The sequence below is a fragment of the Pseudoalteromonas sp. G4 genome (assembly GCF_028875915.1).
Lineage (GTDB): Bacteria > Pseudomonadota > Gammaproteobacteria > Enterobacterales > Alteromonadaceae > Pseudoalteromonas.
Genome location: NZ_JAPEHW010000011.1, coordinates 42,263 through 68,965 on the forward strand (window position 1 = coordinate 42,263; position 26,703 = coordinate 68,965).

30 protein-coding genes and 1 pseudogene are annotated in these 26,703 nt (G+C 40.4%); 13 read left to right on the forward strand and 18 right to left on the reverse strand.

Features of this window, described 5'->3' with window-relative positions; genetic code table 11:
• The first annotated feature begins 3 nt into the window (after positions 1-3).
• Positions 4-243, forward strand: a complete 240-nt coding sequence (locus ON073_RS05950; protein ID WP_274760955.1) for a hypothetical protein — start codon at positions 4-6, stop codon at positions 241-243.
• 423 nt (positions 244-666) lie between these two features.
• Positions 667-3,576: a TonB-dependent receptor domain-containing protein gene (locus ON073_RS05955; RefSeq protein ID WP_274760956.1), complete on the forward strand. Its 2,910-nt coding sequence runs from the start codon at positions 667-669 to the stop codon at positions 3,574-3,576.
• 64 nt (positions 3,577-3,640) lie between these two features.
• Here ON073_RS05955 and ON073_RS05960 read toward each other — a convergent pair whose 3' ends face one another.
• Positions 3,641-4,285 (reverse strand): DUF2959 domain-containing protein, encoded by a 645-nt coding sequence (locus tag ON073_RS05960; protein WP_274760957.1) that lies wholly within the window; start codon positions 4,283-4,285, stop codon positions 3,641-3,643.
• Between the two features lie 103 nt (positions 4,286-4,388).
• Between ON073_RS05960 and ON073_RS05965 the strand changes: the two genes are divergently transcribed.
• Complete coding sequence (locus ON073_RS05965; protein WP_421974104.1) at positions 4,389-5,255, forward strand: virulence factor BrkB family protein; 867 nt, start codon at positions 4,389-4,391, stop codon at positions 5,253-5,255.
• Position 5,256: 1 nt separating this feature from the next.
• On the forward strand, positions 5,257-5,694 hold the full coding sequence (dtd, locus tag ON073_RS05970) for a D-aminoacyl-tRNA deacylase (protein ID WP_274760959.1): 438 nt from the start codon (positions 5,257-5,259) through the stop codon (positions 5,692-5,694).
• Here dtd and ON073_RS05975 read toward each other — a convergent pair.
• Complete coding sequence (locus ON073_RS05975) at positions 5,683-6,348, reverse strand: SAM-dependent methyltransferase (RefSeq protein WP_274760960.1); 666 nt, start codon at positions 6,346-6,348, stop codon at positions 5,683-5,685. The two genes, dtd and ON073_RS05975, sit on opposite strands and share 12 nt — an antisense overlap.
• Positions 6,349-6,474: 126 nt before the next feature.
• Between ON073_RS05975 and ON073_RS05980 the strand changes: the two genes are divergently transcribed.
• On the forward strand, positions 6,475-7,374 hold the full coding sequence (locus ON073_RS05980) for a bifunctional GNAT family N-acetyltransferase/hotdog fold thioesterase (protein WP_274760961.1): 900 nt from the start codon (positions 6,475-6,477) through the stop codon (positions 7,372-7,374).
• Positions 7,375-7,405: 31 nt separating this feature from the next.
• Here the strand turns inward: ON073_RS05980 and mgtE are convergent, their stop codons facing one another.
• The 12 genes from mgtE to ON073_RS06040 all read right to left on the reverse strand — a co-directional run bounded on the left by mgtE (position 7,406) and on the right by ON073_RS06040 (position 16,702).
• Positions 7,406-8,767 (reverse strand): magnesium transporter, encoded by a 1,362-nt coding sequence (gene mgtE / locus ON073_RS05985; RefSeq protein ID WP_274760962.1) that lies wholly within the window; start codon positions 8,765-8,767, stop codon positions 7,406-7,408.
• Positions 8,768-8,889: 122 nt separating this feature from the next.
• Complete coding sequence (locus tag ON073_RS05990) at positions 8,890-9,162, reverse strand: HPr family phosphocarrier protein (RefSeq protein ID WP_274760963.1); 273 nt, start codon at positions 9,160-9,162, stop codon at positions 8,890-8,892.
• 9 nt (positions 9,163-9,171) lie between these two features.
• The gene (gene rapZ / locus ON073_RS05995; RefSeq protein WP_274760964.1) at positions 9,172-10,023 is read right to left on the reverse strand and encodes an RNase adapter RapZ; all 852 of its coding nucleotides are present in this window, start codon (positions 10,021-10,023) and stop codon (positions 9,172-9,174) included.
• Between the two features lie 15 nt (positions 10,024-10,038).
• Complete coding sequence (ptsN, locus tag ON073_RS06000) at positions 10,039-10,497, reverse strand: PTS IIA-like nitrogen regulatory protein PtsN (RefSeq protein ID WP_274760965.1); 459 nt, start codon at positions 10,495-10,497, stop codon at positions 10,039-10,041.
• 1 nt (position 10,498) lies between these two features.
• Positions 10,499-10,786 (reverse strand): ribosome hibernation promoting factor, encoded by a 288-nt coding sequence (gene hpf, locus ON073_RS06005; protein ID WP_274760966.1) that lies wholly within the window; start codon positions 10,784-10,786, stop codon positions 10,499-10,501.
• 22 nt (positions 10,787-10,808) lie between these two features.
• Positions 10,809-12,305 carry an RNA polymerase factor sigma-54 gene (locus tag ON073_RS06010; protein WP_274760967.1) on the reverse strand — a complete coding sequence of 499 codons (1,497 nt, stop codon included), beginning with the start codon at positions 12,303-12,305 and terminating at the stop codon, positions 10,809-10,811.
• Between the two features lie 79 nt (positions 12,306-12,384).
• Positions 12,385-13,110 carry an LPS export ABC transporter ATP-binding protein gene (gene lptB, locus ON073_RS06015; protein ID WP_274760968.1) on the reverse strand — a complete coding sequence of 242 codons (726 nt, stop codon included), beginning with the start codon at positions 13,108-13,110 and terminating at the stop codon, positions 12,385-12,387.
• Positions 13,107-13,562 (reverse strand): lipopolysaccharide transport periplasmic protein LptA, encoded by a 456-nt coding sequence (gene lptA / locus ON073_RS06020; protein WP_274760969.1) that lies wholly within the window; start codon positions 13,560-13,562, stop codon positions 13,107-13,109. The genes lptB and lptA overlap by 4 nt, the downstream gene beginning before the upstream one ends.
• A 64-nt stretch (positions 13,563-13,626) precedes the next feature.
• On the reverse strand, positions 13,627-14,178 hold the full coding sequence (gene lptC, locus ON073_RS06025; protein ID WP_274760970.1) for an LPS export ABC transporter periplasmic protein LptC: 552 nt from the start codon (positions 14,176-14,178) through the stop codon (positions 13,627-13,629).
• Entirely contained in the window at positions 14,178-14,750 is a 573-nt protein-coding gene (kdsC, locus tag ON073_RS06030; RefSeq protein ID WP_274760971.1) for a 3-deoxy-manno-octulosonate-8-phosphatase KdsC, read from the reverse strand. The genes lptC and kdsC overlap by 1 nt, the downstream gene beginning before the upstream one ends.
• Positions 14,747-15,709 (reverse strand): KpsF/GutQ family sugar-phosphate isomerase, encoded by a 963-nt coding sequence (locus ON073_RS06035; RefSeq protein WP_274760972.1) that lies wholly within the window; start codon positions 15,707-15,709, stop codon positions 14,747-14,749. Before ON073_RS06035 ends, kdsC begins: the two co-directional genes overlap by 4 nt.
• 9 nt (positions 15,710-15,718) lie before the next feature.
• Entirely contained in the window at positions 15,719-16,702 is a 984-nt protein-coding gene (locus ON073_RS06040) for a calcium/sodium antiporter (RefSeq protein WP_274760973.1), read from the reverse strand.
• A 162-nt stretch (positions 16,703-16,864) separates the two neighbouring features.
• Here ON073_RS06040 and mlaF point away from each other — a divergent pair, with 162 nt between their 5' ends.
• From mlaF to murA, 7 genes and pseudogenes are all read left to right on the forward strand, one after another.
• Entirely contained in the window at positions 16,865-17,674 is an 810-nt protein-coding gene (gene mlaF, locus ON073_RS06045; RefSeq protein WP_274760974.1) for a phospholipid ABC transporter ATP-binding protein MlaF, read from the forward strand.
• Positions 17,667-18,446, forward strand: a complete 780-nt coding sequence (mlaE, locus tag ON073_RS06050) for a lipid asymmetry maintenance ABC transporter permease subunit MlaE (RefSeq protein WP_274760975.1) — start codon at positions 17,667-17,669, stop codon at positions 18,444-18,446. Before mlaF ends, mlaE begins: the two co-directional genes overlap by 8 nt.
• Positions 18,447-18,456: 10 nt before the next feature.
• The gene (gene mlaD, locus ON073_RS06055; protein WP_274760976.1) at positions 18,457-18,972 is read left to right on the forward strand and encodes an outer membrane lipid asymmetry maintenance protein MlaD; all 516 of its coding nucleotides are present in this window, start codon (positions 18,457-18,459) and stop codon (positions 18,970-18,972) included.
• Positions 18,973-18,992: 20 nt separating this feature from the next.
• Positions 18,993-19,652, forward strand: a complete 660-nt coding sequence (locus ON073_RS06060; protein ID WP_274760977.1) for an MlaC/ttg2D family ABC transporter substrate-binding protein — start codon at positions 18,993-18,995, stop codon at positions 19,650-19,652.
• A 3-nt stretch (positions 19,653-19,655) separates the two neighbouring features.
• On the forward strand, positions 19,656-19,940 hold the full coding sequence (locus ON073_RS06065) for an STAS domain-containing protein (protein ID WP_274760978.1): 285 nt from the start codon (positions 19,656-19,658) through the stop codon (positions 19,938-19,940).
• A 5-nt stretch (positions 19,941-19,945) separates the two neighbouring features.
• A complete protein-coding gene (locus ON073_RS06070) occupies positions 19,946-20,200 on the forward strand; it encodes a BolA family protein (RefSeq protein WP_274760979.1) in 255 nt (84 codons plus the stop codon).
• 10 nt (positions 20,201-20,210) lie between these two features.
• Positions 20,211-21,425 (forward strand): annotated as a pseudogene (murA, locus tag ON073_RS06075) (UDP-N-acetylglucosamine 1-carboxyvinyltransferase).
• Positions 21,426-21,679: 254 nt separating this feature from the next.
• Here murA and ON073_RS06080 read toward each other — a convergent pair.
• The 3 genes from ON073_RS06080 to ON073_RS06090 form a co-directional block, all read right to left on the reverse strand.
• Complete coding sequence (locus ON073_RS06080; protein ID WP_274760980.1) at positions 21,680-22,756, reverse strand: trypsin-like peptidase domain-containing protein; 1,077 nt, start codon at positions 22,754-22,756, stop codon at positions 21,680-21,682.
• A gap of 116 nt (positions 22,757-22,872) precedes the next feature.
• Entirely contained in the window at positions 22,873-24,240 is a 1,368-nt protein-coding gene (locus ON073_RS06085) for a DegQ family serine endoprotease (RefSeq protein WP_274760981.1), read from the reverse strand.
• A gap of 181 nt (positions 24,241-24,421) precedes the next feature.
• A complete protein-coding gene (locus tag ON073_RS06090; RefSeq protein ID WP_274760982.1) occupies positions 24,422-24,817 on the reverse strand; it encodes a ZapG family protein in 396 nt (131 codons plus the stop codon).
• 106 nt (positions 24,818-24,923) lie between these two features.
• Here ON073_RS06090 and zapE point away from each other — a divergent pair, with 106 nt between their 5' ends.
• Positions 24,924-26,018: a cell division protein ZapE gene (zapE, locus tag ON073_RS06095; protein ID WP_274760983.1), complete on the forward strand. Its 1,095-nt coding sequence runs from the start codon at positions 24,924-24,926 to the stop codon at positions 26,016-26,018.
• Positions 26,019-26,064: 46 nt separating this feature from the next.
• Here the strand turns inward: zapE and ON073_RS06100 are convergent, their stop codons facing one another.
• The gene (locus ON073_RS06100) at positions 26,065-26,622 is read right to left on the reverse strand and encodes a carbohydrate binding domain-containing protein (protein WP_274760984.1); all 558 of its coding nucleotides are present in this window, start codon (positions 26,620-26,622) and stop codon (positions 26,065-26,067) included.
• Between the last annotated feature and the right edge of the window lie 81 nt (positions 26,623-26,703).

Consider the following 26,703-nt stretch of genomic DNA (forward strand, 5'->3'; position numbering starts at 1 on the left):
TATATGGCAGAACAAGGATCAGCTGGCAATGTAATTGCCGCTATTTGTAATGTGTTTTTTCCAGGTCTTGGCCAACTTGTGCAAGGCCGAATCGGTGCAGCATTAGTTTTTGCAATTGTAGTATTTGGCGGTTATGCACTGTGGTTTTTGGTAGTTCCAGCAATTATTGGTGGTATCTTCCATTTATGGTCAATAATCGATGCAGCAAAGTTTAGAAAAGTGGTTATTTACCGAGAATATTAACCAAAAGTTAATTATTTTATTTATCGCAAGATTAGCGTCCGTTAATCTTGCATTTCGCTCCTCCTACCAATTATTTCTATCTAAAATGATTAAAAATTGCTCTTTGAAATGTAAAATTAGCGATTAGTCACTGATATTAAGCGTTTAAAATGTAAATGAGTGTAAATGTTGTTTTTTTACTGTAAATCTATATTTACTGTTATTTTGTTGTAACTTATTGTTTTTGATTGTTTATTTTTTTTATTTTTATCCTGCGTTTAATTTAGTTTGTTTTTAATAAAAATGTTGTTTGTCGATAACAGCTCACCTTTTGTAATTTTTGTGTTAAAACAAGAGTGTTCGAATTACATTTTGTAATAATTTGAAATATATTTGTGTAATTTGTAACGCATAACATTTAGAAAACTTCAGGGAAATCTCATTTTGAAAAACTTAAGCTTATTAGCAATTAGTGTTAAATCAGCACTTTTTGCAGGCGCTGTTGCTGCTATGCCAGCAATGGCCCAAGAAGAAACAAACGCTGATGGTGAAGTTGAGCGTATTCAAGTAACTGGTTCTCGTATTGCGCGTCCAGAACTTTCTCAACCAACGCCAATCATTTCAATCGGTCAAGAAGAAATCGCTAAATCTGGTTTACCAGACTTAGGTAGTGTTCTAGCTGATCTTCCGGCTGTGGGTGCAACAGATACGCTTGTAGGTAACAACGATAGCAACTCAGCTGCAGGTCTTTCATCTGCAGACTTACGTCGTTTAGGTGCTTCACGTACACTAGTTCTTGTTGACGGTAAGCGTCACGTAGCAGGTTCTCCGGGCTCTGCGCAAGTAGATTTAAATACTATTCCTTCAGCGTTAATTCAAACAATTGAAATCATTACCGGCGGTGCTTCTGCGATATACGGTTCTGATGCTGTTTCAGGTGTAATTAACGTTATTTTACGTAAAGATTATGAAGGCCTTGAGTTTAATGCTCAGTACGGTAATTCAACAGAAGGTGTAGGCACTGAAAACTATAAGTTTGGTGTTGTTGCTGGTGCTGATATGGCTGATGGTCGCGGTAACGTTACTTTCTTTGCTGAACAAAGTAATGTTAAAGAAGTTATGGCAAATGACCTTCGTCAAACAAGCGCTTGGGGTACAGTAGCAAACCCTGAAGATACAGGTGAAGATGATGGTATTGCAGACCGTTTAACTGTACCAAATGTAATGTCAGAACGTATTAGCCGTAATGGTGTTATTAACCCATTTGGTGCTGCTGGTAGCATTTGGACGTTTAATGATGCAGGTGTTGCAGAATTAATGCCAGAGCGTGATATGACAAACAGCTTTGCATTTGGTAATTTCCCTGATGGTTGTACGTACTGTTTCAGCGGTCAAGATTACGAAAACGTTTACCCAGAAGTTGCTAAGACAACGGTTGGTTCTACGTTTAACTTTGACTTATCTGAAAATGTTAACTTGTACAGTGATTTCAAATACGTACGTTCAGACATCAAGCAGCAATTCCAACCATCTTTCCGTTTTGGTAATGTAGTAGTAAATGTTGAAGAAAATGCATTTTTAGACAATAACCTACGTCAATCTCTACTAGACGATGGTGTAACTTCGGTTCGTTTCTCAAAATTCTTTGATGAACTAGGTAACCGTAGTGCTGATAACCGTCGTGAGCTGTTCCGCTTTGTTACGGGTGCACAAGGCTTCTTTACACTGAGTGAAACTGACTTTGATTATGATGTTTATTACTCATATGGTCGCACGGATAATATCCGTAAAACTCTTAATGACTTAATTCCTGATAACTTTGTTGCTGCATTAGACTCTGTTATTGATCCTGAAACAGGCAAAGCTGCTTGTCGTAGCCAAGTTGCAAGTGCACAAGGTGAAGGATACACAGATCCAGCAAGTGTTAACGGTTCAGACTGTGTTGCATATAATCCATTTGGTTTAGGTAATGCATCAGCTGAAGCGCGTGATTGGGTTTCTGCGGACGTAACTCGTACAGATAAAATAACTCAACAGTTTATCGGTGGTTCTGTATCTTTTGATACTGCTGAGTTCTTAACTTTACCTGGTGGTGCAATTGGTTTTGCAACAGGTTTTGAATACCGTGAAGAAACGTCAGAATCAATCACTGATGAGTTTTCAAAAGCTGGTTTCTTAACAACAGCTGCTACGCCAGACTCTTTTGGTGAGTACGATGTAACTGAAGGTTTTGTGGAAGTAAGTTTACCAATCCTTGCTGATGTATTCTTAGCTAAAGAACTAACGCTCGATGCTGCATACCGTTATGCTGATTACTCACATGCGGGCAGCACAGATGCTTGGAAGGTTGGTTTAATGTGGGCTCCACTTGATGAATTACGTGTACGTGGTACATATGGTCAAGCAGTTCGTGCTCCTAATATTACTGAAGCGTTCTCGCCACAATCTCCAGGTTTTGCACGTGTGAGCGATCCATGTGATGCAGATAATATCGGTGACGATCCAGATCGTGCTTCAAACTGTGCAGCTATAGGCATGCCAGCTGGTTTCGAAGCAAACGATAACGTTTCTGTAGATTTGATCAGTGGTGGTAACCCTAATCTAATGCCTGAAGAATCTACATCACTAACAGCAGGTTTTGTATGGACTCCAGAGTATATTGAGAACTTCTCAGCAACAGTTGACTACTATGATATCGAAATCGAAGACGCAATTTCGTTTATTTCGGCACAAAGTGTAGCAGATAACTGTGTTGATGCAGCGGGTGGTCCAGATGCTGGTTTCTGTAATCAAGTTGACCGTGACCCTGAAACATTTGATATTTCACTTGTTCGTTCTGGTTACTTAAATGCTGCAGCATTAACTACTCGTGGTATTGAAGCACAGTTTAACTGGGCTCCAAACTTTAACATCGACGGTAGCTTAAAGTTCAACCTTCTTGTTAACCATTTAATGGAACTTGAAGACTTTGAATTCCAAAGCCGTCCTGACGAAGTAAACGTTGAAGATGGTGAAATGGGTGACCCTTCATGGCAAGGTCGTTTCTCTGCAGACTATGCTTTAAATGATTGGAAAGTTACGTGGACTACACGTTTCATTGACCGCTCTGCTCGTATTGATCTTTCACCAAATGGTGATACTGAGGAAGATTTAAACCCGGCATATGTTGGTTCAATTATCACTCATGATATTTCAGGTACTTATAACATCACTGATAATGCGTACATTGATGTAGGTATTCGTAATTTAACTGATAAGTTACCGCCTGCTTACATTGCAGCAAGCGGTGGTACAGAAGCAATATATGATGCAGTAGGTCGTCGTATCTTCACTAACTTTAAAGTACGCTTCTAATTTGAAGCGCAGTTTTAAAAGTTAAAAAAAGGCCGCAATAGCGGCCTTTTTATTTAATTAATAGTTACTTATTCATCTGCGCTATAAACTGATTTGAATCTGCAATCGATTTATTCATTTCACTCATTAAGGTTTGAATATCGCGCTTTAAGCTTGAAAACTCACCTTTTATTGCGGCTATTGCTTGTGCATTTAGGTTGTGTTTTAGGTATAAAACGTTGTCGTTTAATGCGGTTAATACTGGCTCCATTTTACTCTCAGAGCGACGCATTGAACGTAATAACTGTTCAAACTGGCGTTTAGTTGCAGAGAGCTTCTTTTGGCTGTCGCGTTTTAGTTTAGCGTTTGAATATTGCTCTAATTCTTCTTCCCACTCATCAAACAGTGCTTCTGCTACGTCTTCCACGGCATTGATTTTACTCGATACATCTTCAGCCGATTTTTTACTCGCTAAATAATCATCATTCAGTTGGTCGTAAACTTTTTGCAGTTCGCCACCGTCAAAATTAATTAATGTAGTTAAGCGCTCATAGGCAGATTGGAATTCTTCTTGGGATTCCTGTTGCGACTCTTTTGCTTTTTCTACTCGGTCAATCAGAATATCTCGTTTATGAACACCCACGCTTTCCATTGCCGAATAATAGGCTGTTTGACAGCCTGAAAGGGTTAATAAGCTTGTGGTTGCGACAGCTAACAGTAATTTTTTCATAGTGTGTGCAATTCTCTTTATGCTTTTCATTATCTTGTTATTATATGGCAATAATTTTTTATTAGTAGCGCTTAATATGCAGAAGAAAATCGATTATTCACAGATGTTTCAGCACTTAGGTAACGGAGTGAGCTACATTGCCTTTTGGTTTAAAGGGTATGGAAAACGTTGTTTAGATGATCAAATTACCGTAAATGCAGGCTATTTGGCCTATGTTACATTGTTATCATTGGTGCCTATGTTGGCTGTGGTATTTGCTATTTTCTCTGCGTTTCCTGTGTTTCAAGAGTTTCGAGCGATGATTGAAAATTTTATTTTCAATAATTTTGTTCCTACCTCTTCTGAAACAATTAAAGAACATATCGGTGCGTTTACCGGTAATGCCAACAAAATGACAGCGATGGGTATTGGTTTTTTAATTGTGGTTGCACTCTTTTTGATACGCAATGTTGATGCCACGCTAAATCGTATTTGGCGTACGCAAAAAAAGCGCCCTGTGGTTATTTCGTTTGCTATTTACTGGATGGTGTTAACGTTAGGGCCGGTTTTATTAGGTGCTAGCCTAGGTGTTACATCATATATCGTAGGCCTTGCTGCCTATGCTGATGAAGGTATTCCGGGATTTAGTGGTTTTTTACTGGGGTTATTGCCCTATGTAATTTCAACCGCAGGTTTTATGTTGATTTATACCTTGGTACCAAATACCCGTGTGCCAATTAAAGCATCACTGCCAGGTGCAATGTTTGCCGCATTACTATTTGAACTTAGCAAAAAAGGCTTTGCTGCATATGTGAGTAACTTCCCATCATATGAAGTAATTTATGGTGCCCTGGCAACAATTCCAATTCTATTTGTATGGGTATATTTATCTTGGATTGTTGTGTTGTTAGGAGCAGAGTTTACAGTGTCGTTGCAGCAAACGTTTGGGAATAGAAATAAACCACTAGTTGTTGAAAAAGAGGAAAAGTAGTATGCAAGGGTTAATTCAACGGGTGAGTGAAGCCAAAGTAGTCGTTGAAGGTGAAGTCGTCGGTGAAATTAAACAGGGAATTTTATTATTGCTTGGTGTAGAGAAAGGGGATGACCAGCAAAAAGCGGATAAGCTTTTGCATAAAGTGTCAGGTTACCGCATCTTTTCTGACAGTGAAGGTAAAATGAATTTAAGTTTAAAAGACATTGGCTGCGATTTGCTTGTTGTATCGCAATTTACTCTCGCTGCAGATACCAAAAAAGGCATGCGCCCGAGTTTTTCATCCGCCGCAGTACCAGCGCTAGGTGAAGAGCTTTATGAGTACTTTGTTAAGCAGGCTAGAGCAAGTTTAGCTAAGGTGCAAACTGGGCAATTTGGTGCTGATATGAAAGTGCATTTAGTAAATGATGGACCAGTGACATTTCGCTTAGAAGTGTAAATGGACTATTTTATTGTTGTAGTCTTTAATTGGGTAGACAGTTGCATCTACTTCAAACACCTCTTTTAATACTTCTTCCAGTAGCTTTATTTGTTGCGTATTTTCGCAAATAAAATTGATAAACAAATGGCGCTCTTTATTTGATATAAAGAGCTCTTTTATTTTTAAATAAAAATCTTGGTGAAAAAGAAAGATAGGGCAATCTTGTTGGCTGAATAAGTCGAGTACGAGCCATTCGAACTTTTCCGTTAAATCGAGTGAAGTAATATCTGAGTTTACTATTTTAGGGTTAGTTTCTTTGGTAAAAAATTGTTGATATAGCTCGATAATTTCAGGGCTCTTTTCAATGGTAATTACCTCACAGAGAGGATATTTAACCTGCAAATAGTTACGAATAACACCACCACCAAGCCCTACTTCTAATACTTTATTTGGCTTATCTAGTTGTTGCCATAAATTTGCAAGTTGTTGTAAATGGGGCAACAAAAAGCTTTCAGGGTGATCTAAATTACATATAGATTGTAAGGTGTTGTTTATTAATAACCAGCGAAGGTTATTGAGTTGCCTTATGGTGCATGTGCCAATAGCTGTTTTCTGTAAACAAACTAGGTTTCCTAATTCATTTGAATGGTTTACAAATTCGGTATTTATCAAGGTAAGCTCTTGTAATGTCTATGCACTAACAAGCTTAGATTAATACCAAAGTGTTTACCATGGAATGATTTTATATTCTCCGATTTTAGGTTAATCTGTTGCCAATTAAAATAATAAGGAGTCGCCATGTTACAAGTAACGACACCCCAGAGCAGTCAAGATTGGCAGGATTATTATCAACTTAGATGGCAAGTATTACGTGCACCTTGGCAGCAGCCGAGAGGCTCTGAGCAAGATGAATTTGAGCAAGAAGCTGAACATCGTTTTATTAAAAATGAGCAAGGACAAGTTCTCGGCGTAGCGCGTTTGCATTGGAATACAGGTGAGCAAGCACAAGTGCGCTATATGGCGGTCAATAAAGATCATCGTGGGCATCACCTCGGCAGTCGTTTATTACATGAACTAGAAAAAATTGCATGGCAGCAAGGTGCCAAAGAGCTACTTCTGTTTGCCAGAGACCGCGCTGTTGATTTTTACAAACGGCATGGTTATGTGGTGATTGAAAAAGCACATTTAATGTATGGTGATATTCAGCACTGGAAAATGGTTAAAGTATGTCCTTCATGCCCTGGTTGGTTTCGCCGTCCAGAATGGACCAAAGTGTTGCAAAATACGTGGCGTGAAGATATTCCAATCAGTGATGCTATGGGCATTAAGGTTGAGAGTTATACCGATTGGCAGTTTACAACTACAGCTGAATTTAGTGCTAACCAAAACCTTCACGGTACAATGTTTGCGGGCTCAATTTATAGCTTGGCAACCTTAACGGGTTGGGGCGCTACATACCTTCATTTAAAAGAAATTGGTGTAGATGCAGCAATTGTGCTTTCAGATGCAAGTATTAAGTATTTGAAGCCGTTAAAGCAAGATCCACGCGGTAATGTTGATTTACAAAAATGCAGTGGTGATTTAACGTCTCTTGAGCAAGGTGAAAAGGCTATTTATAAAGTACCAGTTAGTATCTTTGATGGTGAGCAGCTTGTGGCAGAATTTGTTGGTGAATACACCCTGCTACCAAAGAAGTAGAAATAAGGTGATATAAGCAATAATGCTTATATCACGGTAAAAGGAAGTAGGTTGCTGTGCCAAGGAAGGCAAAAATACCAACAACATCCGTCACAGTCGTTAAGATAACCCCTCCAGCAAGGGCAGGATCAATGTCCAGCTTTTTAAGGAGCAGCGGGATAGTTACGCCAGCGCAGCCAGCAGCGAATAAGTTCATAAACATCGCAAAGGCGATCACTAAACCAAGCGTGAAGTTCCATTGCCAAAGTGCCACGACGGATGCAATCAGCAAGGCCCAAATCACACCATTAAGCATGCCTATGGCAATCTCTTTACCTATTAGCCAGCGTTGGTTGGCATCATTAATGTGGCCAACAGCAATACCACGAATAACGAGCGTCAGGGTTTGACTGCCTGCAATACCGCCCATTGAAGGTACGATACCATTAAGAACCGCTAAAATAGGCAAAATACCAAGCGTAGATTCAAACAACCCGGCGACAAATGCAGCCAAAATGGCAGTAATTAAATTAACACCAAGCCAAACCGAGCGTCGCTTTGTACTTTTAACAACAGGTGCAAAGGTATCTTCTTCATCATCAAGACCGGCCATGCTCATCATGCTGTGCTCGGCTTCTTCACGAATAACATCAACAATGTCATCGATAGTGATACGACCAAGCAATTGGCTGTCTGCATCGACAACCGGTGCAGAAATCCAATTATGACGTTCGAATAGCTGTGCAACTTCAGACTCACCCATACTCACTGGGATGGCCTCAGATTCGTTATCCATCACTTCGCGCACTGTAAGACTAGGATTTTTAGTCAGAAGCGTGGCTAGTTGTATATCACCTAAAAACTTATTTTCTTTATCAACAACGTAAAGTTCATCGGTACCTTCAGGCAGCTCCCCCTTTAAACGCAAATAACGCAAAACAACATCTAGTGTTACATCAGGGCGAATGGTTATGGTATCGGTGCTCATTAGTGCACCGGCAGTTTCCTCTTCATACGAGAGAACTACTGTTGCACGTTCTTGGTCGGTTTTATCCATTGAGCCCAATACTTCTTGGTAGACAGTATCAGGTAAGCTACGCAGTACTTCTGCAAAATCATCGTCGTCCATTTCCTCTGTTGCAGCAGCAACAAGAGCAGGATCCATTTGCGCGATGATGCCGTTACGTACATCTTCTGAAAGTTCTTCTAAGGTTTCGCCCTGTAAATCAGGATCTACAAGCTGCCAAAGAACGGTACGACTTTTATGCGGCGATGACTCCAAAAGCAAGGCAATATCACAGGGTGGCATATGTGCTAACATGCGGCGAACGTGCACAAACATGCCGCTACTTAGGGCTTTTGTGACCTCATGTAGTTGTGTTTGTGAATAATCCTGTTCTAGTGCTTCTGGCATGTTCACCCTATTATTTGTTGATGGTTGGAGTGAATGGTTGCAACTCTTTGATTTATAGAGTTAACTTGATTTTAACTTATTGTAGCATTATTGCAGATAAAAGTTTTAGTTAAGTTAGCAGTTTATTCGTCTTCGTTAAACTTAGCTTGAATTAAATCACCAATGGCGAGTAACGCTTGATCTTGGTCTGGACCATCACAGCGAACTAACACTTCTTTCCCTTGGGAACTTTCTAATAACATCAATCCTAAAACACTATCGGCATCCGCCGTTTTCTCACCTTGAGTTAGGCTTATCTTGGCATCAAATGCCATGGCAAGTTTAGCCAACTGGGTTGCAGCGCGAGCATGTAAGCCAAGCTTATTTTCTATCAAAAAGTGTTTTTCGATGGCCATGCTCTTCCCTTACGATGACTTGGTTTGTTCTCTATGATGCGCTTTTACATTTTTATGATGCTTGGCGAAGCTTTCTGCAAGGGTTTGAGCCAAATACACTGAGCGATGTTGTCCACCAGTACAACCAATTGCAACCGTTAAATAACTGCGATTGTTACGTTCTAAATGGGGCAACCAAGTTTCAATAAATGTTTGTATTTGCCAAGCAAACTTATGTACAACGGGTTGATTAGCAAGAAAATCGATTACTGGCTGATCAAGCCCTGTTAGCGGTTTTAAGTGTGGCTCCCAATGCGGGTTCGGTAAGAATCGTGCATCAAAAACATAGTCAGCATGTTTAGGTATGCCGTGTTTATAACCAAAAGATTCAAAGGTAATAATCAGCTGATTTGATTTTTTACCAAGTACCTTTTCACGAATGCTATCAGCTAATTGATGAACACTTAAATCAGTTGTATCAATAAAAATATCGGCCTTAGATGCAATCGGGTCAAGCAGCTTCTTCTCGGCTTCAATTGCTTCTTCAAGAGAGATATTGTTTAGCGAAAGCGGGTGTAAGCGACGTGTTTCAGAGAAACGTCTAATCAGAGTGTTATCATCACTGTCGAGATAAAAGAGTGTTGGCGTAGCAAAGCCAGGCAGGTAGTCTAATACCTCTTCAATTTCCTCTGGCTCTTTTGTCATATTACGAGCATCAACACTGACGGCAATTTTGTCGTATTTGTCGGAGACTGAGCGAATTAACGATGGCAGTAAATTAACCGGAATATTATCAACAACATAGTAGCCAAGATCTTCAAGCACCCTAAGTGCGACAGTTTTTCCTGACCCTGAGCGACCACTGATTAAAATAAGCTGCACTTAAGTCTCCTAACTTTAGTTACTCGCTTCACTACTAATGATTTGATATAGCTGATGATTATTCTCAGCATGACGTAGCTGACGGCAAAATTGCTTGTCTTTTAGTTTATCAGCGATAGTGGCTAAAGTCTGCAAATGTTGTTGGCACTTTTGCTCTGGTATGAGCAGTACAACGAAAATATCGACGTCTTTGTCATCAATTGCATCAAATGGGATAGGAGATTGATTTACAATTAAAAAACCGATGGTATCTTGTAAGCCATCAATGCGGCCATGGGGAATGGCGAGGCCTTTACCAATACCTGTACTACCAAGCTTTTCACGCTGTAATAAGGCATCTAAAAATTCTTGAGAAGTGATGTCAGGTGCTTGTTGATGCGCAAGATCACTTATAAATTCAAATAGTCGTTTTTTGCTATTAAAAAGGACCGCGGTTTTAGCGCAGTCCTCAGCAATAATATCTGTAAGTTTCATTTTAGTGGCGAGATAACTTCTCTTTGTGTTTAATTACTTGACGGTCAAGTTTATCAACTAGGCCATCAATTGCTGCATACATATCTTCATGTGCGGTTGATGCGAAGAGTTCGCCACCATTAACATGCATTGTTGCTTCTGCTTTTTGTGATAATTTTTCAATATCTAGAATAACGTGCACGTTATTAATGTGATCAAAATGCCTCTCTAGTTTTGCAAATTTGTTAGTGACATAGTCTCTTAAAGAATCAGTAATTTCTACGTGACGACCTGTTAAGTTTAATTGCATAAGCATTTTCCTTCTAAATGGTCTAAATCAGGCTCTTGCGCTGATTAGACGGTGGTATGGATAGCGACTCACGATATTTTGCAATTGTGCGTCGCGCCACTTTAATTCCTTGTTCTGCTAGTAGATCGGTTATCTTGCTATCGCTTAATGGCTTGGCAGGATTTTCCGCTGCTACTAACTTTTTGATCAGTGCTCGAATCGCGGTAGATGAGCACTCACCCCCATTTTCCGTGCTAACGTGGCTAGAGAAAAAGTATTTTAATTCGTAAATGCCACGTGGTGTATGCATGTATTTTTGCGTTGTAACACGCGAGATAGTCGATTCATGCATTTCAACCATTTCGGCGACATCATTTAAAACCATCGGTTTCATTGCTTCATCGCCATATTCAAAGAATGCCTGTTGTTGTTCAACAATGCAATTGGCTACTTTTAATAAAGTGTCATTGCGGCTTTCTAAGCTTTTAATAAACCATTTAGCCTCTTGCAAATGGTTGCGTATAAACTGGCTATCACTGCCTGACTTCATAGAGCGGGTAAGTGATGCATACTGCTCGTTTACACGAATTTTCGGCATACTGTCGTTGTTTAACTCAACACGCCAACGGCCTTTAATCTTTTTCACTGAAACATCAGGAACAACATACTCAGGCTCTTCATGAATGATGCTTTCAGCTGGCTTTGGATTAAGGCTATGTATTAATGTTAAGACTTCTTTTAACTCAGGTTCTTTGAGTTTGGCCTTCTTCATTATGGTACGATAGTCTCTTAACCCCAAAAGTTCCATATGGTTTGAGATTACGCTTTTTGTTTCGCTTAGCCAAGGGGTATTTTTGTCATACTGGTTGAGCTGGATCAATAAACATTCTTGTAGTGAACGTGCAGCAATACCAACAGGATCAAAGAGTTGAATGCGTTTTAGTACAGCTTCAACTTCATCAAGTTCAATTTGTTCCTGATCTTCTGATTTTTGCACCGCTTCTAAAATTTCTTCGGCACTTTGCGTTAAATAACCAGAATCATCAACCGCTTCAACAATGGTTGTTGCAATCATTTCGTCGGTGTCGCTAAACGGCGTTAAACGTAATTGCCACATTAAGTAATCTTGCAAAGATTCGCTGGTAGAGCCTTGGTAAACCGTGTCATTTTCAGGGGCGGGTGCATTGCTAACCGATACTGGTGCTGCACTAATATAATCATCCCACGACACGTCCATAGCTAAATCATCAGAGAGATTTTCATTATTTAAGGCGTCGCTAGATTCAATTTCTGATTGGCTTACAGGCGTGTCATATTCATCGTGAGAAGATGAATCATCTTTGCTGGTTTCAGTGCTTTCATTGTTTTGATTGTCATCACTGAAATCTGTGTCTTCTTCAAGTAAAGGATTGGCATCAAGGGCTTCTTGAATTTCTTGCTGCAAATCTAACGTACTCAACTGCAATAGGCGAATTGCCTGCTGCAATTGGGGTGTCATTGTTAGTTGCTGCCCAAGGCGAAGCTGTAGCGATTGCTTCATGTAATTATTCTAATCCTTCTTTATTTCTCAAGCTGTTGGTTAACAATTCAACTCCAGTAAAAAAGTACACTCATTATTACTATAGTCTGAATTGTTCACCTAGGTATACATCGCGAACTTTTTGGTTGTTTAAAACCTCTTCTGCAGTACCTGATGCTATCAATTCACCGTGAGAAACAATATAGGCTTTCTCACATACATCAAGGGTTTCGCGCACATTATGGTCAGTGATTAAAACACCAATTCCGCGATTTTTTAAATGCTCAATTATTTTCTTTATATCTATCACTGAAATAGGATCAACACCAGCAAAAGGTTCATCTAACAGGATAAATTTCGGATTTGCGGCTAATGCGCGAGCGATTTCTACTCGGCGACGCTCACCACCAGAAAGAGCCATACCTTGCGAATCTCGAATATGACCAATATTAAATTCTTCGAGCAAATCATCGAGCGCTTCTTCGCGCTGAACACGATTAAGATCTTTTCGAGTTTCGAGGATCGCCATGATGTTTTGGTATACCGTAAGCTTTCTAAAAATCGAAGATTCTTGTGGTAAATAACCAATTCCTAAACGGGCACGACTATGCATTGGTTGTAATGTAATGTCATTATCATCAATACGAATAGTGCCTCTGTCACTCGGCACTAAACCGACAATCATGTAAAACGTGGTTGTTTTACCTGCGCCATTTGGGCCAAGCAAACCTACGATACTGCCGGCTTTAACTTCTAAACCAACATTTTTAACAACTTGACGTGATTTGTAACTTTTTGCCAGCTTTTCGGCAATTAATGTGCTCATTTTTCGCCTTGTTTATTTTGCGTATTAATGATGGTTTTTACTTGGTTATTTGAGTTTTCTGACTTTTTAGATGTCACTGTTTCATTTGCGCGATCGTAAATGATGGTATCTGCTGACATCATGTCGCCATTTTGTTGGAACTTGGCACCACCAGACATGGTAAACAATGATTTAGCCACATCGTATGTAATGTTTTCTGCACTTGCAACTATCGTAGAGCCATCTTCTTGCTTGGCAGAGAATTTAACGGGCTTTCCACTTGCGATCAGTAATTGTTGATTATCACCAAGCTCGGTGCGCTTATGTGCTTCTAAATAATCGGCAGTGATAGACATATTGCCATGCTTAATTTGAACATTGTTGCGGAAAATACCCACATTTTCTTTAAGACGAGCAGACTGCTCATCAGCATCAATTTCCAATGGAAACTTCAGTTTAATTTGTTCAGCCATTACTTGGACACTGGAGATGCACAAAGTGAAAGCCAGTCCGGCGATTGACATTAATTTAGTCATTTTATTGGTCATAATAAGTGGTCTTTGTATGGTTGATTAACTGTATAACTTGTTCTTCTAAATTAGCATTGAGGCCTTGGCCTTTGATTTCAAGTCCAGGACCTGTCATTTTCACTTCTGATTCGGAAGTCATCACCTTTGTTGAAATCAGGTATTCAATGCTGGCGGCTTCTATAGTGTCGAGCATAACATCAGTTGTCAGACTTTTAGCAACAACGTTTTGTTCCAGAATAAGTTTTTCATTGTTATAAAGTGTGGCTTCATCGGCGGTCAGTTGCCACACCCCTTGTTCTGAAAAAATGGTAAATTGCGGTTTTTCAAAATGGGTAAAACCTAAGTCTTGGTACATCGACATCTTTTTCGCCATAACTTTATGGCTAACTGCACCTGCGTCATTAAAATTTGTTTGTTTTAAATCAGTAGCAATATAGTCAGGAATACTGGCTATTTGCTCGATCACAGGGGCTTGCTCTTTTGTCTCAAAAAAGTAAGGAAGCCATAGCCACACCATGGCAATGGTAAAGAGTATTGTAAGGGCGATGCGCGCAGACATTAGCTACTGGTACCAGAGTGACTAAGAGGTTTATTTTGACTCAACATAATTAAGTCTGTGAGTTCGCGTACGGCACCAAAACCACCAAGCATAGTGGTTGTATAGTGGGCTGTGCGTTTAACTAGTGGGTGTGCATCATTGGTTGCCACGGCAAAGCCAACAAGCTCCATAACGGGCAGGTCAGGGCTGTCATCACCAATGTAGGCGATTTCGTTGTTACTGAGTGATAGCGATTCTTTTAATTGATTAAAGGCAACAATTTTATCTTCTTGACCTTGATAAATATGCTGAACCGTTAGGCTCTTCATGCGGTTTTCTACAATCTTTGAATTGCGCCCAGTAATTACCGCCACTTGCACGCCACTATTTATAAGAGATTTAATACCAAAACCGTCTTTCGTGTGGAACGCTTTAAGTTCTTCGCCATCATTGCCAAGGTAGATACGGCCATCTGAAAATACGCCATCAATATCGCAAATTAGCAGTTTGATGTTGCGTGCTTTGCTAAATACTTCATTTGTTGTTTCAGCATACAATTCGTTAAAGAGCTGTTGTGAGGGCGTTAAACTCATAAAACACCTGCTTTTAGTAAATCTTGCATATTGAGCGCACCAATTGGCCTTTGCTGATGATCTACCACAATTAAGCCATTAATTTTCTTTTGTTCCATTATATTAAGTGCCTCAGCAGCTAACATAGTTTCGCATGCGGTAGTGCATTGCTTAGTCATGACATCTGAAATAGCTGTCGCGTGTATATCAATGCGTTGCTCTAATATACGGCGTAAATCACCATCGGTAAAAATCCCTTGAAGCACCTTATCTTGATTGATAACAGCAGTCATACCAAGACCTTTAGCTGTCATTTCAAGCAATGCATTTTTTATGGTGGTACCTTCGGTCACAATCGGTAAAGCATCGTCTTGGTGCATAATGTCTTTTAACATTAATAGTAAACGCTTACCTAAACTGCCACCAGGATGAGATAACGCAAAGTCATCAGCGGTAAAGCCTTTTTCTTCTAAAAGTGCCACAGCAATAGCATCACCCATAGCGAGCGTAGCCGTGGTGCTGGCTGTAGGTGCCAGTCCGAGAGGGCATGCTTCTTCTGATATTGCGATGCAAATATGTACATTGGATTGTTGGGCAAGGGTTGAGTTTTGCTTGCCACTCATACCAACAATTTTAGCGCCAATACGTTTAATAACGGGGATCAGGTTTATGACTTCTGCTGTTTCACCCGAATTTGAAATCATTAACAGTACATCGTCTTTGGTGATCATGCCTAAATCACCATGGCTTGCTTCGCCTGGGTGCACAAAAAATGCGGGTGTGCCAGTACTTGCTAACGTGGCAGCTATTTTATTACCAATATGACCTGATTTGCCCATGCCAATCACAATAACGCGACCTTTGCAGTCATACATTAATTGGCAGGCATTGCTAAAATCGTCATTGATATACTGAGCGAGTTGTTCAATCGCGTTCTTTTCAATTTCTAGTACACGTTTTCCGCGAGCAATAAAATTCATGTGTCAGCCTTACGCGCTTACCGATGAAAAAATAAGGTATTGATAACCAATAAATGCAGCAACCAGCAGGCCACCCTCAACACGATTGATGCGTCTAGAGCCACGAATGCTTAAGCTCATCGCAATCAGTGCCACCGTCGCCCCTAACATAATAAGAACATCACGCGATGACACCGCCGGATCAACGTTTGATGGGTTGATGATGCCTGCGAGCGATAATACAGCTAGAAGGTTAAAAATATTCGAGCCAATAATGTTACCCAACGCTAAGTCATCTTCATTTTTTAATACACCTGCTACACAGGCAGCTAGCTCAGGTAAACTGGTACCAATAGCAATAATCGTCAAGCCAATCACTAGGTCGCTAATGCCGAACAACTTGGCTATATCGGTTGCTGATTCAATAATAAAATGCGAGCTTACTGGTAAAACCGCCATACCAATAACTAACCACATAAGCGCGATAGGTGTACGCACATTGTCAGGTACTTCATCACATGCTTCGTCAACAAACGGGTCGCTTTCGCCACTGGCAGCTTTACTTTGCTTAACTGAAATAATCGTGATTGCTGCGATAAAAATGACAAAACCTGCCATTAAGGCAATACCTTCACCAAAGGCTAAGAAGTTATCAGATAAGATATACCAAGCTGCTAATGATACGAACATCACAACCGGCATTTCACGTTTTAGCGTGCTTGATGACACATTTAATGGGCGAAGTAATGCAGTGATACCAAGTACCAGCAAAATATTGGTGATGTTTGAGCCTATGGCATTACCAACCGCGGTGTCAGTTTGCTGTGCTAATGCGGCCTGAGCCGATACCATCATTTCGGGAGCTGAAGAACCCATAGCAACAATCGTTAAACCAATGATTAATGTTGGAATTCCGTAATTCTTTGCCAGTGCTGCTGCACCAAAAACAAAGCGATCCGCACTCCAGACTAAGCCGACAAATCCTGCAATTAAAATAGCAATTGATAACAACATTCTTGAATAAAAACCAAAATTTAGATAACTCCAAATAATATCAAATCTGGATTTAAAACACAGCTTTTGTAACCTTTATTACAAATATTTACTTTTTCATAGGTTTCACAACATTTTTAAAAGGCTTAGAATACACTGCGCATTTAATTCTAGGAGAGCGACTTGTCGCAAAGTTTAGTTGAAATAAAGGACGTTACCTTTTCTCGTGGCGATAGAATCATCTATCAAAACATGAGCTTTAGCGTCCCGACAGGAAAAATCACCGCCATAATGGGCCCAAGCGGTATTGGTAAAACAACCATGCTGCGTTTAATTGGTGGACAACTAAAACCGGATTCAGGCGACATTCTTTTTGCTGGAGAAAGCATTCCAAAAATGTCACGTAGCGAGTTATATCAAGCGCGTGAACGTATGAGCATGCTGTTTCAAAGCGGTGCTTTATTCACTGATATGAGCGTGTTTGACAATATTGCTTTCCCACTTCGTGAACATACTAAACTTTCTGAAGAAATTATCCGTATTATCGTGCTGATGAAGCTTGAAGCGGTTGGTTTGCGCGGCGCACGTGATTTGATGCCATCAGAGCTCTCAGGGGGAATGGCAAGACGTGCAGCACTTGCCCGTGCAATCGCACTCGACCCTGAACTAATCATGTATGACGAGCCTTTTGCAGGGCAAGATCCAATTTCAATGGGTGTTTTGGTTAAGTTAATTAAATCATTAAACCAAACACTTAATATTACGTCGCTTGTTGTTACGCACGATGTTACAGAAGTAATGAGTATTGCAGATCACGTTGTGATATTGGCAGATAAAGGCGTGATTGGTGAAGGTTCACCTGAGCAAGTTGCTCAATCTGAGTCGCCTTTGGTACAGCAATTTTTACAAGGCTTATCTGATGGCCCTGTGCCATTCCACTTTGACGCTGCGCCATACAATCAAGATTTATTAATGGGAAGCGAACGTGGTTAATACAATTCAAACAATCGGTCGCAATACGTTAGATACACTTGCAGGTATTGGGCGCGCTTTATTAATGCTATTAGGTGCAATATTTAGTGTGCCTAATGTGAGAAAAGGCACGCCACTGTTGATAAAACAACTTTATATGGTTGGCTTTTTATCACTGATTATTATCTTAGTCTCAGGCCTTTTTATCGGTATGGTTTTAGCGCTGCAAGGTTACACAGTGCTAGTCGATTATGGCGCTGAAGACAGCCTAGGGCCACTTGTTGCACTAAGCTTATTGCGAGAGTTAGGCCCTGTTGTTACTGCATTATTATTTGCGGGGCGAGCAGGCAGTGCATTAACTGCTGAAATCGGTTTAATGAAAGCAACGGAGCAATTAACAAGCTTAGAAATGATGGCTGTTGACCCCCTAAAACGTGTGATTGCGCCACGTTTTTGGGCCGGTATGATCAGTATGCCGCTGCTTGCGATGATTTTTTCTGCGATAGCTATCCTTGGTGCGCACATTGTTGGTGTTGACTGGCTTGGTGTTGATTCAGGCAGTTTTTGGTCAATTATGCAGGCACAGGTGTCGTTCGAAAAAGATATTTTAAATGGGGCAATTAAAGCGGTGGTATTCGCATTTGTTGTCACATGGATTGCACTCTACAAAGGCTACGATTGTGTACCAACCTCAGAAGGTATCAGTAAAGCAACAACAGAAACTGTAGTGCAGTCATCATTGGCAGTATTGGGATTAGATTTTGTGCTAACAGCAATTATGTTTGGCGCGTAAAGGGTAAAAAATGAATTCAAAGAAAATAGAAATTTTAGTGGGATTTTTTGTATCACTAGGTATTGCTGCAATTGTGATGCTTGCACTTAAAGTAGCCAATGCAGGCATGAGTGGTAATGGTGATACGTATAGCCTTTATGCAAAATTCGATAATATCGGCTCACTTAAAGTACGTTCGCCGATTAAAGTAGGCGGTGTTGTGGTTGGTCGTGTTGAAGCAATTAATTTAGATCCAACGGACTATGTGCCTGTAGTACACATGAAAATTGCGACAGAATATAGCAATTTTACTGAGACAACGTCGGTCAATATATTAACGTCAGGTATTTTGGGCGAGCAATATTTGGGAATTAACCCAGGTGTTCTTGCTCATAAAGATATGAACGGTGAGGATGAACTAAGCGAAATGTTTGGCCTCGAAGAAGTGAAAGTTTTAAAAGATGGTGACTTTATTACTGATACAAAATCAGCTCTGGTACTTGAAGAGTTAATTGGTCAGTTCTTATTTAACCAAAGCAACGATTAATTGGGATTGTGATAATTAAGATGATGAAATTTTTAATTGCGACTTTACTAGTACTTACGTCATGTGTGTCTTTTGCGAAAGAAGTGGACGAAAGTAATCCGTATTTAATGGTGAGAACAGTTGCAGAAAATACCTTTGCACGAATCACTCAAGATAAAGCGATTATTGAACAAGATAAAAACCATTTGAAAGTGGTTGTTGAAGAAGAGCTACTGCCTTATATCGACTATCGCTATGCGGCGCAGCGTGTACTTGGTAGCTATATTTCTAAAGTACGAAATATCAAAGATAAAGAAGAGCAAAAAGCAGAAATCGAAAACCTTAAGCGTTTTATTGATGTATTTCGCGAGTATTTGATTACGTCATACGCAGGTATTTTTACGCAATACCGTGGTCAGGAAGTTGAATTTGCCCCTGCTCTAGATTTTTCAGACGATAAATTAGTACTGGTTAAAACCAAAATCGTTGAATCAGGTAAGCCTGATATCAACATCGACTTCAAAGTACGCAAAACTAAATCAGGCGAGTGGAAAGGCTTTGATATGCTGCCAGAAGGCATTAGCTTGCTTGATGCTAAACAATCTGAATTTCACGGTATTCTTCGCACTGAAGGTTTAGGGTACGTAATTGATATGCTAGATAAAAAGAGCAAGTTGCCAGTGCAATTTGCTGGTGAATAAGCAATGTCAAAGTTATCGCTAACAGTAGTAGATGACGCAAATTATATATTGAGTGGCGAGTTAAATCGCTACTCAGTTGCCAATCTGCAATTACCAAAAAATAGCTCTAAAACCACCCTGACACTTGACCTAAGTGAAATAACCAAAGTCGATACCGCAGGACTCGCTTGGTTAATCTATAGTTTGTCGCAATTGCAACGGAACAATATAAGCCTTAAACTTGTCCACTTACCTGAGCAGCTCAAAAAGCTAATGCAATTGGGTCACGTAGAGAATTTATTTGAGTAGAGTTAATGGATCCTAAACAAGTCGAAGACATTTTATCGCAAGCGTTATCGCTAGATTTTATTAAAGTAAAAGCTGAAGGCAGTCACTATGAACTGATTGTTGTTGGCGAGTGTTTTGCTGACGTTTCACGCGTTAAGCAACAACAAATGGTTTATGCACCATTAATGGAAAAAATTTCTGACGGCACAATGCACGCCGTATCAATCAAAGCTTACACGCCAGCACAGTGGGAACGTGATCGCAAATTGATGATGCTATAAGGTGGCATAAATGGATCAATTTGTTATTCAAGGTGGCAGCACAATTGCCGGTGAAGTGACCATTTCTGGCGCGAAAAACGCCGCACTTCCAATTTTATTTGCAGCGATTCTCGCAAACAGCAAAAGTCGTTTTACTAATGTGCCACGTTTACGTGATATCAATACCACGGAAGCATTACTTGCAACACTTGGTGCGCAGGTTGAATGGCAGCAAGATGACTTAATTGTTGACGGTAGCACAATCGATAAAGTGCTAGCGCCTTATGATTTAGTAAAACAAATGCGTGCCTCTGTTTTAGCTTTAGGGCCATTGTTAGCGCGCTTTGGTGAAGCACAAGTGTCTTTACCAGGCGGGTAAAAAATGGGCGCTGATATTACTGTGGAAGGCGGTTATATCAATGCCAAAGTAAATGGTCGCTTAAAAGGCGCACATATCTTTATGGATGTGGTGAGCGTTGGTGCAACTGAAAACTTACTTATGGCAGCCACATTAGCTGACGGTGTAACTGTATTAGAAAACGCTGCACGTGAACCAGAGATCACTGATTTAGCTAAATACCTTACAGCCATGGGCGCAAAGATTTCTGGTGCAGGTTCTGACCGCATAGAAATTACAGGTGTAGAATCACTTATCGGTTGCGAACATCGCATTTTGCCAGATCGCATTGAAACAGGTACTTACCTTGTTGCTGCAGCAATGGCAAAAGGTGAAGTCTTATGTCTTGGTACAGATCACTTTAGTCTAGAACCTGTTATTGAAAAATTACGTGATGCTAATGCACATATCGAATTAAGCGATAACAGCATTTATCTCGATATGCGTGGTCGTATGCCAAAGGCGGTTAATATTAAAACCTCACCGCACCCAGGTTTCCCTACGGATATGCAAGCGCAATTTACCGCACTTAATGTAGTGGCTGAGGGCAGTGCAACCATCACCGAAACGATTTTTGAAAACCGTTTTATGCATGTGCCTGAACTAAAACGTATGGGCGCGAATATTCGCTTAGAAGGCAATACTGCAATTTGTGGGTATACCGAGCAGCTTAGTGGTGCTCAAGTAATGGCAACAGACCTACGTGCTTCTGCAAGCTTAATTTTGACAGGCGCTATTGCACAAGGCGAAACAGTTGTAGACCGAATTTATCACGTTGATAGAGGTTATCAGCGCATTGAAGATAAACTAGGTGGTTTAGGCGTAAAAATAGCTCGCCGTAAAGCTTAGTGTAACTCAACATTAAAAAAGGCCGCATTTGCGGCCTTTTTATTAAATAACCTAAGCTCGGGATAATAAATTACTTTCTAGCAGCTATTTTTACTTATTACTGCGTTAAATTTGCTTGCAATAGACTCGCTATTGACGCACAAATTTACCTTGTCCTAAGAAAAACTATCAAGCTACAAGGTATGAAACAACATAGCTTATATATTTCAAACACTTAGTTAACTTCTTAACTCGAGTTCAGGTTAGCTAATTTTTTAGAACTGTAGTTCACCCACTTCAACCTGCAGCTCAATTGCTTTACCTGCTCGAATAATTGAAAAGTTGAGTATGTTACCCGGCGGTGTATTGGTAATAAGCTCTAATGTGGTATTGGTATTAACCACCTTTTGGCCATCAATTTTTGTCACTATATCATTAATTTCAAAACCAGCGCGCCAGGCTGGCCCTAATGGGTCTAAGCGAGCAACACGCATGCCGTATACAGGTGTGTGATTGTTTCTAACTAAGCGACCAGAACTATCAACAGGATCAGCATCAAAACCAATATAACCGCGAATAACTCGACCGTACTTGATGATTTTATCCATTACCTCTTTTGCAAGAGAATATGGCACCGCAAAGAAAATGCCTTGCACCTCTAAATTGCGGGCGTGCTTAAATTTAGCTGAGGTAATACCAACCAAAGTACCATTGGTATTAATAACCGCACCACCAGAATTTCCTGTGTTAATTGCCGCATCCATTTGTAAAAAGCGCGTATGGCGGGTTTGTGCAATATTGGTTTTGTCGGTGGCGCTAATAATACCTTGAGTAATTGTTTGACCTAAATTCAGAGGGTTACCAATGGCTAAGATCACATCACCTACTTGCGGAATAAAGTCGTTATTGGTCGGGATTTCGGGTAAATGTTCAGCAGTAATCTTCAATAATGCTAAATCGGTTGGTACATCAAAACCAATCAGCTGAACATCTGTAAATTGGCGGCCATCGTTTAGCACTACCAAAATCTGGTCGGCATTATTGATAACGTGGTAGTTGGTAAGAATATACCCTGTTTTAGACATTATAATGCCAGAGCCTAGTTCGCGTATTGGACTAGCTGGGCGCAGACTTCTAGGGCGGTTACTAATGGATTCTGAGTAAATGTTTACTACTGCCGGAGAGGCTGCCTTAACGGCGTTAGCAAAGCTCAAATGAGAGGCATTTAAAGGTACTTTAGTAGGAGAAAGCTGCTCACGCAGTAACTCTGGTGAAAATACCAAAAGATATATAAAAGCAAAACCAAGTCCTAACAAAATAGGGGTGAGCAAAAACTGTAGCTTTTTTAACACGCTGAGCCGTTTAATTATTATTTTCAAAGGACGTTTATTGTGGCAAGAATATGACGGTTCGGCAAGCTAGGCGACCTGGGTTTTAGCAAGTTGTATGATTTTTAGTAATTATAAAATTACTGAATTTGTACATTAAAGATACGTGTACCACGTTGAACACGAAGGAAAATATAACCACCTTCACTGTCTTCAACCGCTTTCGATAATTCGCGCACTGAATCTACGCGGGTACGGTTAACCATTAGGATTACATCACCCTCTTCTAATCCTACGCGAGCAGCTGGTGCACGATTAGAATCAATCGATTTAACTACAACACCCTCTTTACCATCGTCGGTTTGGCCAGCTTCAAGAGTTGCACCTGTTAGGTTACGATGTAATTTATCAGCGGAAGTTGCGGTATCAGAAGTACCACCAAGTTTTACTTTAACGGTTTTACTCTTACCGTCGCGAATAATGCCTAACTTAACGGTTTTTCCTTCGCCAGCAGTGGCAATTTTGCTGCGCAATTCCATAAAGCTGTGAATTTTCTTACCGTCAATGCTAACAATGACATCGTTAACTTTTAGACCAGCTTTTTCGGCGGCACTATCTTCGATAATTTCGTTAACAAGCGCACCTTGCTTGGTTTCTAAATCAAATGCCTTAGCAACACCAGCGTTAACATTGCCGCCTAAAATACCTAGGCTACCGCGACGAACTTCACCAAACTCTAAAATTTGGTCTACAAGGCTTTTCATCATGTTAGATGGAATAGCAAAGCCAATGCCTACATTACCGCCTGATGCACCTAAAATAGCTGTGTTAATACCAATTAGTTCGCCTTTTAGGTTTACAAGTGCACCACCCGAGTTACCTTGGTTAATTGCAGCGTCGGTTTGAATAAAGTCCTCATAGCCCTCAATATTTAACCCTGAGCGACCAAGTGCACTTACTATGCCTGAGGTTACAGTATGGCTAAGCCCAAACGGGTTACCAATCGCTACTGAAAAGTCACCGACACGTAATTCATCCGAATCAGCAAGTTTCACTTCAGTTAAGTCATCGCCCTCTACTTCAAGTAATGCGATGTCTGATTGCGGATCGCTGCCCACTAACTTGGCTTCGAACTCACGGCCATCTTGTAAAGTGACAATAATTTTTTCAGCGTCTTGAATAACGTGATTATTGGTAACAATGTGGCCGTCGCCAGAATTAATGATTACGCCAGAACCTAAGCCACTAAATGGGCGTTTTTGTGCACGAGGCTGCCTTTGAGGGTTACCAAAAAAGAAATCAAACGGGTCAACGCGTTGACGAACTTCTTTCGAACCAGAGACACGAATGCTCACAACACCAGGGGTGACTTTTTCGAGCATGGGGGCAAGTGTTGGAAGCTGTTGTCCGTTAACCGAAACAGGCAATTTTGCGTGGCTAGTAGCCGGAGAAATTAATAGTGTGGCTGAAAGAATCGCTGCGCTTAATACTGTTAATTTTGTTTTCATAGTCAAAATAACGCTCCTTAAATCAAAAGGGTAGCTAATTTGCTCCTTTTCAGGGAGGAGCAAACCAGCCAGTTACTTATAATGACTATGGGGTCAAAAAAAAGTTCATCAAGATGCGATTAAGCACTTTCTGTTTGTTTGTTTTCTGAACTATTACCTCTAAAAATACCCGTTTCACCGGTTACAAAGTCGGCAGGCGGCCTTGTAATTCGGCATTGCGCGCTAAAATTTCGGTGCGCGTTACATCATTACTGCGGGTTTCAGGTAAAATTTCAGTCGCTTCTTGAGAAAAGAAAGGCACAACTTCAGCATCGTTTTTAGCGACTAATAATTTGTTAGTTTCTTCCATATGCTTAACTAGTTGGGTGTAACTATCTTGCATTTTCCCTACTAGTTTATTGGTGTGAGCAACGTGGTCGGCCACGTCTTGTCTAAACTGTTCGAGATCGTTTCGCGCTTTTTCAACTTCTTTTTCTAACTCGTCATGTTCATATTGACGCTTTGTGATTAGGCTTCCAATAAAAAAACTAGCAACGGCAGTGGCGACTAATAAGGTGATCCAAATGGCTGTACTCATACTATTAAGCCTTATAATTTTTCAAAATAGATACTTTAAATATACGCTTTGATTGCGCTCGTGTTAATATTTTACATCAAAATTTAAGTAACTCTTTGTATTTATCATGACCCCTTGGCAAAAATATCAACAAGATTTGACGCGTGATGATTTTCACCATGATGCCGCTCAAGAAAATGCGGTTCGACATTTACAGCGTTTATATGACGATTTAACGGCACAACCTCCAGTAAAAAAAGGTTTTTTTGCCAAACTTTTCTCAAAGCCTGAAAAACGTGAAATCAAAGGGTTATATTTTTGGGGGGGCGTAGGGCGTGGTAAAACATATCTTGTTGATACATTTTTTGAAGCCTTGCCGTTTGAGCGCAAAATGCGTGTGCACTTTCACCGCTTTATGCATCGTGTACATGATGAGCTGAAACTGCTTAAAGACGTTCAAGATCCTCTTGAAAAAGTGGCAGATAAATTTAAAAGTGAAGCCGATATTATCTGCTTTGATGAATTCTTTGTGCAAGATATAACCGATGCAATGTTGCTTGGTGGTTTGATGCTGGAGCTATTTAAACGCGATATCGTTTTAGTTGCTACGTCCAATATTGTACCTGACGAGTTATATCGCAATGGTCTACAGCGTGCGCGATTTTTGCCTGCAATCGATTTAGTCAAAGCAAATACCGAAGTGGTTAATGTTGATTCGGGTATTGATTACCGTTTGCGTACACTGGAACAAGCGGAGATCTATCATAGCCCACTAGATGCACAAGCAGATAAAAACTTATTTGAGTATTTTGATAAGTTATCGCCAGAGCCTGGTCATAAAGACAAAGTTATCGAGGTTGAAGGGCGCAATCTAACAACTCGTATGGAAGCTGACAGTATTGTAATGTTTGAATTTAGCGAGCTATGCGAAACTGCGCGCAGCCAAGTAGACTACATGGAACTAAGCCGTATTTATCACACAGTGCTACTATCAAATGTAAAATATATGGGGTCGGAGCATGCCAACGATGATGCTGCGCGCCGCTTTATTGCTTTGGTTGATGAGTTTTACGAGCGCAATGTTACCTTGATCATTTCGGCGATTGCACCACTTGAAGAGCTGTATACTGGTGGTATTTTAGACTTTGAATTTAAACGCTGTATTAGCCGCTTACAAGAGATGCAGAGTTTAGAGTACTTGGGCAGAGAGCATTTAGCTTAATCTGCAAAAAGAAGCGAGATCTGTCGTTCTCGTTTCTTAATACTATTTACTCTTGATTCAATTTAACGTTTTTAATCTTTAGCCACGCTTTACCGCCTTTTTCATCTGTGAGATCTGGCACAAAGTAAAGCGCTGAGACATTAGCTTTTGTGATGCCATTATCTTTTGACCAGCTTGGCGTCCATTCTGGGCGACTGAAGTCATCGAAAGTTAAAGTGTGCGTTTGCCATCGATTCGCGCTTGGCAAAAGCGCTTGATAGTGGGCATAGCTTTTATCACCTTTTCCACCATAATCTTTCTGAGATAACTTAACCACTAACGGTTTGTCGCTTTGATAAGTGAGTTCGACACTTGTAATACCTTCTAGAGACTTTTTTGGAAGGTCGTAAATTAACTCCACCCACGAATTATTTTGCTTATCGACACGAGGCACGCGGTTGAACGTTATACCCACATACTCTTCTTTAACTAAGGGCTTTTCATAACTTGCAGTACTGCCGTGTGGGTCTACCGCGTAACGCCATTGGCTCGCATCGAGGCTTTGCCCTGCGTAAAGTGCAGAGCTTGAAAATAGTATTGCTGTAAGCAGTGATTTTAAATACATGATCTTTTTCTTATGGTGATTATTTTATGTTTGTAGCAATACAGGGGAGGTTGCTGGGTGAGAGGTTGATTGTAGGGTAGT